Annotated in this window: 16 protein-coding genes; 14 read left to right on the forward strand and 2 right to left on the reverse strand. The window is 30.8% G+C overall.

From position 1 onward, the window contains the following. The 8 genes from C3E89_RS10615 to groL form a co-directional block, all read left to right on the forward strand. The coding region (locus tag C3E89_RS10615) for a DNA-3-methyladenine glycosylase family protein (RefSeq protein WP_442870597.1) at positions 1-361 on the forward strand (361 nt) is incomplete at its 5' end. Between the two features lie 9 nt (positions 362-370). Next, on the forward strand, positions 371-1,060 hold the full coding sequence (locus tag C3E89_RS10620; protein ID WP_236912856.1) for a response regulator transcription factor: 690 nt from the start codon (positions 371-373) through the stop codon (positions 1,058-1,060). A gap of 8 nt (positions 1,061-1,068) precedes the next feature. Beyond that, positions 1,069-2,139, forward strand: coding sequence for a sensor histidine kinase (locus C3E89_RS10625; RefSeq protein ID WP_236912859.1), 1,071 nt, complete (start codon positions 1,069-1,071; stop codon positions 2,137-2,139). A 105-nt stretch (positions 2,140-2,244) separates the two neighbouring features. Beyond that, a complete protein-coding gene (locus C3E89_RS10630) occupies positions 2,245-3,012 on the forward strand; it encodes an ABC transporter ATP-binding protein (protein WP_236912861.1) in 768 nt (255 codons plus the stop codon). Next, positions 2,999-4,954, forward strand: coding sequence for an ABC transporter permease (locus C3E89_RS10635; RefSeq protein WP_236912862.1), 1,956 nt, complete (start codon positions 2,999-3,001; stop codon positions 4,952-4,954). Before C3E89_RS10630 ends, C3E89_RS10635 begins: the two co-directional genes overlap by 14 nt. A gap of 112 nt (positions 4,955-5,066) precedes the next feature. After that, positions 5,067-5,756 carry a DUF554 domain-containing protein gene (locus tag C3E89_RS10640; protein WP_236912864.1) on the forward strand — a complete coding sequence of 230 codons (690 nt, stop codon included), beginning with the start codon at positions 5,067-5,069 and terminating at the stop codon, positions 5,754-5,756. Between the two features lie 210 nt (positions 5,757-5,966). Then, positions 5,967-6,248 carry a co-chaperone GroES gene (locus C3E89_RS10645; protein WP_236912866.1) on the forward strand — a complete coding sequence of 94 codons (282 nt, stop codon included), beginning with the start codon at positions 5,967-5,969 and terminating at the stop codon, positions 6,246-6,248. Positions 6,249-6,429: 181 nt separating this feature from the next. Beyond that, positions 6,430-8,064 carry a chaperonin GroEL gene (gene groL, locus C3E89_RS10650; RefSeq protein WP_236912868.1) on the forward strand — a complete coding sequence of 545 codons (1,635 nt, stop codon included), beginning with the start codon at positions 6,430-6,432 and terminating at the stop codon, positions 8,062-8,064. Positions 8,065-8,111: 47 nt separating this feature from the next. Here the strand turns inward: groL and C3E89_RS10655 are convergent, their stop codons facing one another. After that, entirely contained in the window at positions 8,112-8,255 is a 144-nt protein-coding gene (locus C3E89_RS10655; RefSeq protein WP_442870618.1) for a DUF6143 family protein, read from the reverse strand. Positions 8,256-8,503: 248 nt separating this feature from the next. Between C3E89_RS10655 and C3E89_RS10660 the strand changes: the two genes are divergently transcribed. The 5 genes from C3E89_RS10660 to C3E89_RS10680 all read left to right on the forward strand — a co-directional run bounded on the left by C3E89_RS10660 (position 8,504) and on the right by C3E89_RS10680 (position 11,125). Beyond that, positions 8,504-8,713, forward strand: a complete 210-nt coding sequence (locus C3E89_RS10660) for a helix-turn-helix transcriptional regulator (RefSeq protein WP_236912870.1) — start codon at positions 8,504-8,506, stop codon at positions 8,711-8,713. Further along, positions 8,703-9,119 carry a DUF2178 domain-containing protein gene (locus tag C3E89_RS10665; protein ID WP_236912871.1) on the forward strand — a complete coding sequence of 139 codons (417 nt, stop codon included), beginning with the start codon at positions 8,703-8,705 and terminating at the stop codon, positions 9,117-9,119. Before C3E89_RS10660 ends, C3E89_RS10665 begins: the two co-directional genes overlap by 11 nt. Before the next feature lie 24 nt (positions 9,120-9,143). Further along, on the forward strand, positions 9,144-9,572 hold the full coding sequence (locus C3E89_RS10670) for a DUF523 domain-containing protein (protein ID WP_236912873.1): 429 nt from the start codon (positions 9,144-9,146) through the stop codon (positions 9,570-9,572). Positions 9,573-10,100: 528 nt separating this feature from the next. Beyond that, positions 10,101-10,814, forward strand: a complete 714-nt coding sequence (locus C3E89_RS10675; protein WP_236912875.1) for an AzlC family ABC transporter permease — start codon at positions 10,101-10,103, stop codon at positions 10,812-10,814. Further along, a complete protein-coding gene (locus tag C3E89_RS10680; RefSeq protein ID WP_236912877.1) occupies positions 10,811-11,125 on the forward strand; it encodes an AzlD domain-containing protein in 315 nt (104 codons plus the stop codon). Before C3E89_RS10675 ends, C3E89_RS10680 begins: the two co-directional genes overlap by 4 nt. A gap of 45 nt (positions 11,126-11,170) precedes the next feature. On the opposite strand, the gene ald is transcribed toward C3E89_RS10680, so the two are convergent. Further along, positions 11,171-12,289: an alanine dehydrogenase gene (ald, locus tag C3E89_RS10685; RefSeq protein WP_236912879.1), complete on the reverse strand. Its 1,119-nt coding sequence runs from the start codon at positions 12,287-12,289 to the stop codon at positions 11,171-11,173. A 267-nt stretch (positions 12,290-12,556) separates the two neighbouring features. Here ald and C3E89_RS10690 point away from each other — a divergent pair, with 267 nt between their 5' ends. Then, positions 12,557-13,720, forward strand: a complete 1,164-nt coding sequence (locus tag C3E89_RS10690; protein WP_236912881.1) for an AI-2E family transporter — start codon at positions 12,557-12,559, stop codon at positions 13,718-13,720. Positions 13,721-13,920 lie beyond the last annotated feature (200 nt).

The following is a 13,920-nucleotide window of genomic DNA, read 5'->3' on the forward strand; positions in this document are numbered from 1 at the left end:
TAAGGTAGGTTATAGGGCTAAATACATTGTGAATACTTCTAAAATGATTAAAAATAAAGAAATAGACTTAGATAAGCTATTCCAACTACCAACGGAAACTGCTAAAGAAATACTAATGAGACTTCCCGGTGTAGGGCCCAAAGTGTCCAACTGTATTTTATTATTTTCTTTAGATAAAAATGAAGCTTTCCCTGTAGATGTATGGGTGAAGAGGGTAATGGAAAATTTATACTTTAACGAGAATACCAGTATTAAAAAGATTTCTGCCTATGCTGAAGAAAACTTTGGTTCTCTTGGGGGATTTGCCCAACAATATTTATTTTATTATGCTAGAGAATTGGGGATAGGGAAGAAAAAATAAGGTGATAAAATGTATAAAGTTTATATAATTGAAGATGATGAAAAGATTGTATCTCTAACGAAGGACAAGTTAGAAAGATATGGATATATAGTGACTGCCGCTAAAGATTTTTCCAATATAAAAAGGGAATTTCTAGAGGTAGATCCTCATCTGGTCCTACTTGATATAAATCTACCTAATTATGATGGATTCTTTTGGTGTAGAGAGATAAGGACTGTATCCAATGTACCCATTATATTTATTTCAGCTAGATTTTCTGATATGGATCAGGTTATGGCCATAGAAAATGGAGGAGATGATTATATTATAAAACCTTTTTCCTTTGATTTATTATTGGCAAAGGTAAAAGGCGTTATCCGTAGGACCTATGGGGAATATAAGCAGAATGACTCTAAAGATATATATGAAGTGGAAGGGCTGTATCTATATAAAACTCAAAACGCCATAGAATGGCATAATAATAAAATTGAACTTAGTAAAAGAGAGTTTGCTCTGTTATATATATTATTATCCAACTTAGGAGATATAGTATCTAGAGAAACTCTTTTAGAAGAGCTATGGGACGATATGGATTTTGTTGATGATAATACCCTTTCAGTTAATATAGCTAGACTAAGAAGAAGGTTAGAGGATTTAGGTATAAAGGATGCAATTGAAACTAAAAGAGGCCAAGGCTATTCTATGGTAAAAACATGGTAGGTGTAAATATGAAATTTAGAGATTATCTAAAGGATAGGGTTTTATACTTAATATTTTATTTTATCAATTCAATTTTTGTTATGGTAGTGATGATGCTAGATTTAATCATTAGAAAAGAAAGGGTTGAGATTTCTAATATAGTCTATGCCCTTGTCTTATCATTGGTTTTTTTAATTCTATTAATCTCTATAGATTATACCAGGAAGAGAAAGTTTTATAATGCTATTAATAATGGATTGAGAGATAACAAAAGTCTAGAATTCATATTTAATATACCTGATAATATAAGCAAAGAGCATGGTGTTTTTAAAGAACTACTAACAAAGAACTATATGATCTATGAGAATACTTTAGATAGATATAGAAGGTTAAATAAGATTCAATTAGATTTTAACAATAGATGGATCCACCAGATGAAAACCCCTATATCTGTAATTAAACTTATATTAGAAAATGAAAAGGATAAAAATATAGACCAAAATACTAAGAAGAGCTATGAAAGTATAGAAGAAGAGATAGAAAAGCTGTCAAATGGATTAGAAATGGCATTATATGCTTTAAGAGTCAATGATTTTGGGCAAGATTTTAGGGTAGAAGAAATAAACATACTGGAAATAGTAAGGAATGTGATAAATGATAATAAAAATGCTTTTATTACTAATTCTGTATATCCAAAAATAATTTCAAAAGAAGATAAAAGGATAAAAAGCGATAGAAAATGGATAAAATTCGTTGTAAATCAAGTAATCTCTAACAGTATAAAATATACTAAAGTGAAAAAGGATAAGGAAAAATTTATTAAAGTTAAGGTTGAAGAAGAATCTGAAAGAATAATACTTACTATAGAAGATACTGGTATTGGTATACCTAGGCAAGATTTAGACAGGGTATTTAATCCCTTTTTTACTGGAGAAAATGGCAGGAGATATAAGGAGTCAACGGGCATGGGACTTTATCTTACCAAAGATATAATAAACAGATTAGGTCATGATATATTTATAGAATCCCAAGAGGGAATTGGAACAAAGGTGCATATAATCTTTTATCAAGGAAGAAATATATACGATTTAGAATCTTAGTCTTTCAAAATTGTAAGATAATAGATTAGATTGAAAGAGAAATCGATGGTAGGATTTCTCTCGTTTTTTTATAATATAGGTAAATATGAATTGGGAGGTAAGAAAATGTCCGTACTAGAAACCAAAAGTTTATCTAAAATATATGGAGGAAAAGGTAAGGGTATATCTGTTAAAGCTTTAGAAGATTTCAACATGAGTATAAAATCTGGTGAATTCGTTGGAGTAATGGGACCTTCAGGTTCAGGAAAGACTACCCTTTTAAATATCCTTGCTACTATAGATTCGCCTTCTTCTGGAGAAGTTTTAATAAATGGGCAAAACCCTTACAGATTAAAGGAGGATGATTTAGCCATATTTAGAAGAAACAATTTAGGATTCATATTCCAAGATTTTAATCTACTAGATACTCTGTCCGTAAAAGAAAATATAATCCTTCCCTTGGTATTAGAAGAAATGAATAGGAAAGAAATTGAAGAAAAGCTTGATAGTATAGCATCTGTGTTAAATATTAAAGAAATATTAAATAAGAGAACCTACGAAATATCGGGGGGGCAACAACAAAGGACTGCTTGTGCTAGGGCCCTTATAAATGATCCTGCAATAATTTTGGCCGATGAACCAACTGGAAATTTAGATTCTAAAGCATCTTTTGATTTGATGTCTTCTTTAGAGAAAATAAATAGAGAAAAGAATGGAACAATAGTTATGGTAACCCATGATGCCTTTGCTGCAAGTTTCTGCAATAGGATAATAATGATTAAGGATGGAAAGTTCTTCACGGAATTAGTTAAAAAATCTAATAGGCAGGCATTTTTCAACGAGATATTAGATGCATTATCCCTTCTTGGAGGTGGATATAATGAAGTTATCTAATATGGCGGTAAAAAATGTTAAGGGAAATTTATATAGATATATAATGTACTGTTTAAGTAATGCTTTTGCAGTTACAGCTTTCTTTATATTCGCAAACTTTGTATTTCATCCAGCAGTAGATGTAAGAACTGCTGATGGGCATCCCGTTGTAAGGATGGGGGCTGCTAACGGTATGATAATTAGCCAAGTCATAATAGTAATATTTTCTATACTATTTGTAGGCTATTCTACTTCCATATTTTTAAAATCAAGGGGAAAAGAATTTGGACTTCTATCCTTATATGGAATGACCAGAAAGCAGATAAAGAAATATGTCCTTATAGAAAATACAATAATATCAATCTTATCCATAGGAACAGGAATATTAACAGGGATTGTGTTTTCAAAGTTATTCTTCATGATAATGGAAAGTTTTTTAGGCTTAGCATTACCATTAAATATATCCTTAAAAGCTTTAGGTTTAAGTCTAGTAGTCTTTTTTACCTTGTTTGAGATAATTAGCATAATTATGCTATTTCATATAAAAGATAAGGAGATAATAGAGCAACTAAAATCTAGTAAAATACCTAAGACAATACCTAAATTTTCTAAACCTAAGGCTATGCTAGGGATTGTGTTGCTTTTGATAGGCTATATCACTGCCTGGATTGTCCAAGGTATTGCTGTACCTTTAGCTATGATACCAGTAACATTAATAGTAATAATAGGCACCTACTTTTTATTTACTCAGTTTAGTATAGCTGTGGCTAATAAAATACTAATGAATGAAAGTATATTGTATAAGAAAACTAATTTAGTAGCTTATTCACAAATGATTTTTAAATTGCAAGATACGGCTAAGGTATTGTTTTTAGCCTCTATATTAGGTGCAATAACTTTCACTGCTACAGGCACTATTTTTTCATTCTACACTGAAAGTACCCGATTTACAGGTTTAAATACCATTCATGATATGGCAATAATGCAAAGAGGAGAAACTTTAGAAGATGAGGTAGCGGATAGTATAGAAGAAATATTTAAAAAAGAGGATATTAAAACAAATACAATCCACAAAATAAAAGGAGCAGTGCTTTCAAATTTTACAACAGAAGGGACAGGAAAAGAACAATTTGTGGTAATATCCAATACAGACTATAATAAAATTGCCCAGTCTATAGGAGGAAAACCAATACAAATTAAAGAAAATGAAATAGTATATAATTTTCCTCATAATACTGATCAAACTATGTTGTCAGATAAAATTAGTGAAGAGGATAGGCATACTAATTGGGATGAAATAGTTTTAAACATAAATGGAGAGGGAATGAAGTTTAAACTAGACAAGGAAGTCCATGGTAGCATTATGGCATTGCCCAGTCTTGGTTATTATGATGCTTTAATTTTGAATGATAAGGATTTTGATTATGCAATTAAAAACACTAAAGAAAAGGATTTGTTCTTATTCCATGGGTTTAAATTGGAAAATTGGCGAGGGTCCTATGAAGCTTCTATGGAAATAAGAAAAGTGTTAGGGGATAGATACGAAAGGAGCTTTTATTCAAAGGTGATGCCCTATAGAGAAGTAAAAAGACTTTATGGCTTGATTTTATTTATTGGATTTTTCATAGCTTTCCTATTTCTTATAGCATCAGGAAGTATAATATACTTTAAATTATTTAATGAAATAAAACAGGATGGAATAGAATATGGTATATTAAATAAGATAGGTACTAAGAAGAAAGAAATAAATAAGATAATAACCAAACAAATTGGGATTATATTCTTCTTACCTTTTGTAGTTAGTACATTCCATTCTTTCTTTGCTCTTAAGTCCCTTTCAAACTTACTGGAAGGCAGTTTGTTCAAAAACGGATTGATAATTATGCTAGGATATTCAATATTCCAAATACTATATTTTGTAGCTATACGGGCAATCTATATTAATAGATTAAAATATAATTAAACTAGGGAACAACCACAAGGTTGTTTCTTATTTTTTTCTAGAAAAATCATCTTAAATAGTGTATTCTTAATTTATATATATAATTTAACTTAGGATAAAGGTGGGACAATTTATGTTAGGAACTATAGTTAATTCTGTTGTAATTATTTTAGGAAGTATATTTGGAATAATTATAAAACAAGGTATAAAGGACCATTACAAAAAAACTATTATGGATGGGGTAGGTCTTTCAGTCATAATTATTGGAATAATAGGTGCAATAAAAACTGAAAATACTATTCTGGTGATTATAAGTGTGGTCTTAGGAAGTTTAATTGGAGAAATTATAGGTGTTGAAAAGAAACTCAATAGTTTAGGAGATAAAATGGAAAAAAGGTTTGGTAAAGGAGATTCTAATTTTTCTAAAGGATTTGTAACGGCGTCTTTAGTCTATTGTGTAGGAGCTATGGCCATAGTAGGTTCTTTAGAAAGTGGACTATTAAATGACCATAATACCCTTTTTGCTAAATCTATATTAGATGGCATTTCTTCTATAATATTTGCTTCTACCTTGGGAATAGGAGTTGCCTTTTCTGCTATAGCTGTTTTAATATATCAAGGGTTAATTACCATATTGGCTACATATTTAAAAGATCTTTTAACACCAGAAGTAATACTTGAAATGTCTGCAGTTGGTGGGATCCTCATTATGGCCATAGGAATAAATATATTGGAATTGAAAAAAATAAAAGTGGGAAATATGTTACCAGCTATTTTTATTCCATTAATATACTATTTTTCAACCTCAATTTTTGGCCTTTAAACATTATAAGGATTCAGTTGATATTTAATAAAAAACGGAGCAAAGCTATAAAAGATTAGAAAAAATAGGATTATTAATGAAATTTAAGGAAATATAAGACTTGATTCTCTTTTTTTTATTAAGTAACATTATAACTGTACATATTAGCACTCAACAACGATGAGTGCTAATAAAATGGAAAAATTTATTAGAATATAAGGAGGTAGTAATATGAACCTTAAACCTTTAGGAGACAGAGTAGTTATTAAGTTAGTTGAAGCAGAGGAGAAGACTAAATCAGGTATTGTTTTACCAAGCTCTGCTAAGGAACAACCACAAATGGCTGAAGTGGTTGCTATAGGAGCAGATATACTTAATGATGATAAGAAAAAGGATCAAATTAAAGTAAATGATAGGGTAATATTTTCTAAATATGCTGGAACAGAAGTAAAAATAGATGGAGCAGAATATACAATACTTAAATTAAATGATATTTTAGCGGTAGTTGAGTAATACAATTCACAATGTAGGATTAACAATTGAAAAAATGTCATTCTGAGTGTTAGAGAAGAATTTGTTTTTTAAAAGATAAGGCTCTTAGATAGAGAGGTTGATTTTGTCTATCTTAGGCGAAAATAGGGAATGACTTTTGTGTTGTTTCAAAACTTGAAATAAAAAAAGGAGTGTGAATATAATGGCTAAAGAAATTAAATTTGACGAAGCTGCTCGTCGTTCTATGGAAAAAGGAATAAATAAACTAGCTGATACTGTAAAAGTAACTCTTGGACCAAAGGGAAGAAATGTTGTATTAGATAAAAAATTTGGTGCACCACTTATCACTAATGATGGTGTTACTATAGCACGAGAAATAGAACTAGAAGATAGATATGAGAATATGGGAGCACAACTAGTGAAAGAAGTTGCAACTAAAACTCAAGATGTGGCAGGGGATGGAACTACAACTGCTACGTTACTTGCACAAGCTATTATAAGAGAAGGCCTAAAAAATGTTGCTGCAGGTGCAAACCCAATAATATTACAAAGTGGACTTAGAAAAGCTGTTGACAAAGCAGTAGAAGAAATAAGAAGATTCTCAAAAGAAGTAGAAACAAAAGAATCCATTGCACAAGTTGCTTCTATTTCTGCTGGAGACGAAGAAATAGGGGAACTAATTGCTGAGGCTATGGAAAAGGTAGGTAACGATGGCGTTATTACTGTTGAAGAATCCAGAACTATGGGAACTACTTTAGATGTGGTGGAAGGTATGCAATTTGATAGAGGATATGTATCTCCTTATATGGTAACAGATACAGATAAAATGGTAGCAGAGTTAGAAGAACCATATATTTTAATTACTGATAAGAAAATATCCAATATTCAAGATATATTACCAATATTAGAACAAATAGTACAACAAAGCAAACCATTATTGATTATTGCTGAAGATATAGAAGGAGAAGCATTGGCTACATTGGTAGTAAATAAATTAAGAGGAACCTTTAACTGTGTAGCTGTTAAAGCTCCAGGATTTGGTGATAGAAGGAAAGAAATGCTTCAAGATATAGCGATACTTACTGGTGGCCAAGTAATTGCTGAAGAATTGGGTTTAGACTTGAAAGAAGCTACAATTGATATGCTTGGTAAAGCTAGAAGAGTTCAAGTTGATAAAGAAAACACTGTAATCGTTGATGGAGAAGGATCTCAATCCGATATCCAGGACAGAATAAAGCAAATTAGAAATCAACTAGAAGAAACTGATTCTGAATTCGATAAAGAAAAGCTACAAGAAAGATTAGCTAAATTATCAGGTGGAGTTGCAGTTATCGAAGTAGGTGCTGCTACTGAAACTGAACTTAAGGAAAGAAAATTAAGAATAGAAGATGCATTAGCTGCTACAAGGGCAGCAGTAGAAGAAGGTATGGTACCTGGTGGTGGAACTGTTCTAATAGATTGTATCCCAGCAGTAGCTAAATTATTAGACGAAACTGAAGGAGATGCAAGAACAGGAGTAGATATTATTGTAAGAGCATTAGAAGAACCAGTAAGACAAATAGCTACAAATGCAGGACTTGAAGGCTCAGTTATAGTAGAGAAGGTTAAAGAAGAGGAAGCAGGAATTGGATTTGACGCATTAAACGAAAAATATGTAAATATGATAGAATTAGGAATTGCTGACCCAACCAAAGTAACTCGTTCAGCTCTTCAAAACGCAGCATCCGTTGCATCCATGGTATTAACAACAGAAGCTGCAGTAGTAGATGTGGAAGAAGAAGACCCAATGGCCGGCATGGGTGGCGGCGGAATGGGCGGCGGAATGCCAATGATGTAATTTTAATTAAAACCTCTGAGGAAACTCAGAGGTTTTAATTTCTTATATTATTTACTAAATATTGATTCCTCCCAACAACCAAAAGCAATTCTTCCCCTAGTTGTTAATTCTGGATTCTCAGGATTATATAAAAATATTAAGAAAGAACCACCTGGCGGGAAAATAAATTTTCCCTGTTCATCATCTACAATAGTGGTTTCAGGTTGTCCTCATCATATAAAAGCTTTAATGCCTCCCATTGGGTCTCCAGATACATTCGTTGCATATTGTAATTTAACTTTAGGTATTAGAAAGGGATATATAGCTAAATTGATAGGTACAGCAACTTGGTATTCTATAGATAACTTACTGAAAATATGTAAAGTTCACTTGACAAAAGCTATAATAAAGAATAGGATATATGTAAAGTATATTTTACGTACAGAGGTGATTTAATGATATGGAAAATAAATTAAAGGAGGTTAGAACATCAAGAGGTATTAGTCAAGAAGATTTGGCAGAGGCCCTTGAAGTCTCTAGGCAAACCATTAGTTCATTGGAGAATGGTAGATATAACCCTTCTATCCTTCTAGCATTTAAGATAGCCCGTTATTTTGGAATGAGTATAGAAGATATTTTTATTTATGAGGAGGATGAAAGTGGAAGATAAATTGAAGAAGAGAAAAGTTAAAAGGTTTATTTTTATTTTAATTTCTTTACTCCTAGGCGGAATTATATATGCCCTATTATTTGATAATAGTAATCAGATATCAAGATTTATGTTTCCAGTTTTTTTTGGTTTTTTACTCAATGCGCTATTGGATCTTTATGAATACAGAAAACATCCTAAATTAAAAGAGAAAGAAAAGCAATTGGAAAAAGATGAAAGGCTTATAATGATTAAATATAAATCTGCTTATGTTACTCATAATATTACGATATTCATTTTGGCTATATATTATATTGTTACCATAGCCAAACAGAATGAAAAGTTGAGTATTTATATAATAGCTATAATGCTCTTTATGATTATAGTTAAGAGAGTAAATCAATATTATTGGAATAGGAAAATATAATCTATCTTGAAGGAGGCAAAAAATATGAATATTCTAATCAGCGCCTGTTTATTAGGAGTAAATTGTAGATATGATGGAGAAAGTAAGTTCATGGAAAAGATACATTCTCTAAAGGATAAATACCATTTAGTTCCCGTATGTCCTGAAATATTCGGGGGATTAGCAACCCCGCGAGATCCAGCGGAAATAATAGGAGATAAGGTATTTACTAAAAATGGAGAAGATGTAACTGAAAATTATAAAACAGGAGCTAAGGAGGTCTTAAAGCTTGCCAAATTCTATGGCTGCAAACTAGCCATCTTAAAAGAAAGAAGCCCTTCCTGTGGATATGGGAAAATATATGATGGAACATTTTCTGGCAGATTAACAGATGGTAATGGCGTAACTGCAGAATTATTGACCGAAAATGGAATAAGGATTGTAGGTGAATCGGAAATAGAATCATTGCTCTAATTTACATCAATACTGGCAATGGGTTTAGAAAGTGAGTACATTAGTAATTTTATGTATCTTAGTTTTGTGGCATATTCTTTATAAATATTTTTACTTTTACGTAAGTTTACGATATATTTGGGAAGAACGCTACCTCCAATATCCATGCTTTTTTTATTTAATAAAAATGACTAATCGGAATGGGACAGTAGGTCTGACCCTTTGTCCTATGAAAAAATTTATTATGGAATGGGTAAATTATTATGTATGAATACAAATTTGTTAAGGTAAAATTGAGTGCACCTCCAACAGTTGGTTATGGAGTTACGGGTTATTATGAATTTATATTTGAAAGACAAATTTAAGATACATCATTTGCGAAATATTTCATAGCTACAATTGAAGGAATATTTAGTATAAACTTTAATAATACATATCTGCTACTTACATAATACAACAATAAACTATTTTATCCCTTGAATTATTTCAAATTTCCTAATATAATATTAGTAATTTTCATTACATTAAAGTAGAGAAGGGCGATGGTTAATGCAAAGAACTAAGAATACTAAAGATAAGATTAAAGAAGCTATGATAACAGGGTTACCCATAGTTATAGGGTATTTTCCAATAGCAATGGCATTTGGATTATTATCTAAGAATATTTCTATTTCTTTTAGGGATACAAGCCTATTATCAATGATGGTTTATGCTGGAGCTAGCCAATTTATGGCTTTAGATTTGATAGGCGCAGGAGTAACAGCAGCCAATATAATTCTTGCAACATTTTTATTAAACCTTAGACATATGATGATGTCAGCATCTTTAGCAGTAGAATTTAAGAATATTCCTAGGAAGTTTTTGCCTATTGTAGCCTTTGGAATTACTGATGAAACCTTTTCGGTAATTTCTTTTAACAAAGAGAAAGTCACCTTACCTTTTGTACTTATGATAAATATATTGGCCTATTGTTCTTGGGTTTTAGGAACTATGGTTGGATATGCAGTAGGAGAGATATTGCCCGTTACTTTACAATCAAGTTTAAGTATAGGACTATATGCTATGTTTGCTGCTCTACTGTTTCCAGAAATGAAAAAATCAAAGAATATTTTATTTTTATCTATAATATCTGCATTAATATATATAATGATATTTTACTTGAATATATTTACATCAGGTTGGGATATAATTTTCGGTATAATTTTGTCCTCCATTTTAGGAGTAGCATTCTTTAGTAAAAGTAATGAGGAGAGAGAAAATTGACAAACTATTTTTTATTGATATTAGGAATGGGTTTTGTTACTTACTTACCTAGATTAATTCCTTTCATTGCACTTAATGATAGTAAAATAAATAAAAATGTAAAGGAATTTTTGAGCTATATACCCTATACTTCATTGAGTATATTAATAATTAGGGGTATTATGACAGCAGGGAACGGAATGAAAATTGCTACTATAGCGGGTATAGGTATTGCTGGAGTTTTGTCCTATATTAAAGGGAATTTAGTATTATCTGTATTGGTAGGAATACTATTATCTTTTGTGATAATAAACACTTCTATAATTATATAAAACCCATCTTGGGAACTCTCCCAAGATGGGTTTTAATACTTTATCTTACATACCCAATACTTCTTCTACAGGAGTATAAGGCATATTGAATGCTTCTGCTACTGATTTATAAACGATTTTTCCATCTAATACATTAGCACCTTTTCTTAATGGCTCTTCATCAATAAGTGCTTGTTTCCATCCCTTATTAGCTATTCTAACTGCATAAGGAAGAGTAACATTTGTTAGAGCTAATGTTGAAGTTCTTGGAACTGCCCCAGGAATATTTGCAACAGCATAATGAACTACATCATGTTTCATAAATATAGGATCAGCATGGGTTGTTGGATGTGTAGTTTCCATACATCCACCTTGGTCAATAGCTACGTCTACTAGAACACTACCCGGTTCCATTAGTTTTACCATTTCCTCAGTAACCAATTTTGGCGCTTTAGCTCCTGGAATTAATACAGCTCCTACCACTAAGTCGGCAGTTTTAATGGCTTGAGTTAAGTTATAATTATTGGAATACAAGGTTTCTAATCTTCCCATGAAAACTTCACCTAAATAACGAAGTCTGTCTACATTTATATCAAGCACTGTAACTCTGGCACCAAGACCAATTGCTCTTCTAATAGCACCAGTACCTACAATACCTGCACCTACAACAACTACATGAGCAGGAGGTACTCCTGGAACGCCATCTATTAATAGGCCTTTTCCACCTCGAGTCTTTTCTAAGTAAATAGATCCTTGTTGAACTGCCATTCGACCAGCAACCTCACTCATAGGAGTAAGAAGTGGAAGGGATCTATCTGGGTTTTGAACTGTTTCATAGGCAATAGCAACAGCTCCTGAATCTACTAAAGCTTTAGTTAATTCTTCCTCAGCAGCTAAGTGTAAGTAAGTAAATATGATAAGATCTTTTCTAAAGTATTTGTACTCTGATTTTAGAGGTTCTTTAACTTTCATTATCATATCTGCTTGTTCCCATACTTTGGAAGCTTCAGGTAGGATTTCTGCTCCTAATTCTGAATATTCTTCATCAGAAAAACCTGCTCCCATTCCTGCGTTAGTCTCAACTATAACTTTATGTCCGGCCCTAACTAGTGCGTCTACGCCAGCAGGTGTAAGAGCTACTCTGTTTTCTTGTTCCTTTATTTCCTTTGGTACTCCAACAATCATTGATTCATTCCTCCTTAATAAAATAATTGATTTGTTGAATTATATTTTATCATATTTTGAAAAGGTTTGCACGGATTTAAATTTTGAGACGACTTGTGAAATTATCAACAATAATTAATAGTTTAAATTACTAATATAGATTATCTTATATAATTTGCTTAAGATATATAATTAAGTAGTAGTTATTGCTAATTATTTTTGGTAGTATAAATATATAGAGAAATGTTTATATAATCTATAAGTTTATAAAATATAAGAGGTGAGATTATGAAAGTTAATTGGAATACTAAATACACTACAATTGCAGTATATTCATTTATTGTAGCAGTCTTAAGTACTATATTTTACTTAATAGCTTCAGAAGTAAATTTATTTAAAATACAAGTTAGCAAATACATAAATACATTGCAACCAATTATTATAGGTTTTGTAATGGCTTATATATTTAATTTTATACTTGAATTTTTTGAACAGTGCATCTTAGATAAAATTTTTTTCAAAATAAACAATAGAAAGTTTAAAAGAATAATAGGAATTATATTAACTTATTTTACAGTATTTCTATTATTATATCTTTTTCTAAATTTTGTATTACCTCAATTATTATCATCAATTATCGGATTGGTAAATGATATCCCAGATTATTTTATGGCTGTAAATAAAAAGATCAATGATCTTACTAATGAATTTCAAATCCAGGAAGAATACTATGAAATTTTATTAGTCAAGTGGAATGAATTTGTGGATTATATATTAAGATTTGCCACAGATTTAATACCTAAAATAGGTAATTTAACAAAAAATATTCTCTCTAGTATTTGGAACATAGTATTAGGGGTCATTGTTTCCATTTACTTACTACTAGATAAGGAAAAGTTCAAAGCGTTAAGTAAAAAGATTACTATTTCTATTTTTTCTGAGAAGAATGCTAATAGAGTAATGGAATTAGTACGGAGAAGTGATAGTATATTTGGAAGGTTTCTAAGTGGGAAGATATTGGATTCTCTTATTATTGGGATATTGACATTTATAATATTAAGAATTGCTAAAATACCTTATGCAACCTTGGTATCTTTTATAGTTGGAATAACCAATATTATACCTTTTTTCGGTCCTTTTATTGGAGCTATACCTTCTTTCTTTATAATATTATTCGTTTCACCTATAAAGGCCCTTTGGTTCTTAATTATTATATTAATAATTCAGCAGATTGATGGAAATATCATTGGGCCTAAAATATTAGGAGATTCATTAGGTATATCAGCTTTTTGGATACTTTTTTCATTACTTGTAGCAGGAAAGATATTTGGATTTGTCGGGCTTGTAATCGGTGTACCTTTATTCGTATTTATTTATTCTATAATAAAGGATATAGTAGAATATAGATTGAATAAAAAGGGATTACCAAAGGATACGAAAGAATATTATTAGAATCATATTTAAAAACAACATCGGTTATATAAAGAACCCATGATAAGATTAGTATAATAATAAAATGGGAAAAGGGATTTTATGTTAAATAGATTTTTTTAGAATAAAGGGATAGATTAAGGACAAAAAACCGAAATCTATCTCTTTTAATTTTTTAAAATATTTTTGTGTTTTTGCAGTATTTTTATTTATAGTTCCGT

This window comes from Clostridium sp. Cult1 (genome assembly GCF_021655095.1).
Lineage (GTDB): Bacteria > Bacillota > Clostridia > Tissierellales > Tepidimicrobiaceae > Schnuerera.

Excerpts from the sequence above, each read along its gene's own strand:
- C3E89_RS10620 (WP_236912856.1), top strand. The coding sequence starts at position 371 with ATGTATAAAGTTTATATAATTGAAGATGATGAAAAGATTGTATCTCTA.
- C3E89_RS10625 (WP_236912859.1), top strand. The coding sequence starts at position 1,069 with ATGAAATTTAGAGATTATCTAAAGGATAGGGTTTTATACTTAATATTT.
- C3E89_RS10630 (WP_236912861.1), top strand. The coding sequence starts at position 2,245 with ATGTCCGTACTAGAAACCAAAAGTTTATCTAAAATATATGGAGGAAAA.
- C3E89_RS10635 (WP_236912862.1), top strand. The coding sequence starts at position 2,999 with ATGAAGTTATCTAATATGGCGGTAAAAAATGTTAAGGGAAATTTATAT.
- C3E89_RS10640 (WP_236912864.1), top strand. The coding sequence starts at position 5,067 with ATGTTAGGAACTATAGTTAATTCTGTTGTAATTATTTTAGGAAGTATA.
- C3E89_RS10645 (WP_236912866.1), top strand. The coding sequence starts at position 5,967 with ATGAACCTTAAACCTTTAGGAGACAGAGTAGTTATTAAGTTAGTTGAA.
- groL (WP_236912868.1), top strand. The coding sequence starts at position 6,430 with ATGGCTAAAGAAATTAAATTTGACGAAGCTGCTCGTCGTTCTATGGAA.
- C3E89_RS10660 (WP_236912870.1), top strand. The coding sequence starts at position 8,504 with ATGGAAAATAAATTAAAGGAGGTTAGAACATCAAGAGGTATTAGTCAA.
- C3E89_RS10670 (WP_236912873.1), top strand. The coding sequence starts at position 9,144 with ATGAATATTCTAATCAGCGCCTGTTTATTAGGAGTAAATTGTAGATAT.
- C3E89_RS10675 (WP_236912875.1), top strand. The coding sequence starts at position 10,101 with ATGCAAAGAACTAAGAATACTAAAGATAAGATTAAAGAAGCTATGATA.
- ald (WP_236912879.1), bottom strand. The coding sequence starts at position 12,289 with ATGATTGTTGGAGTACCAAAGGAAATAAAGGAACAAGAAAACAGAGTA.
- C3E89_RS10690 (WP_236912881.1), top strand. The coding sequence starts at position 12,557 with ATGAAAGTTAATTGGAATACTAAATACACTACAATTGCAGTATATTCA.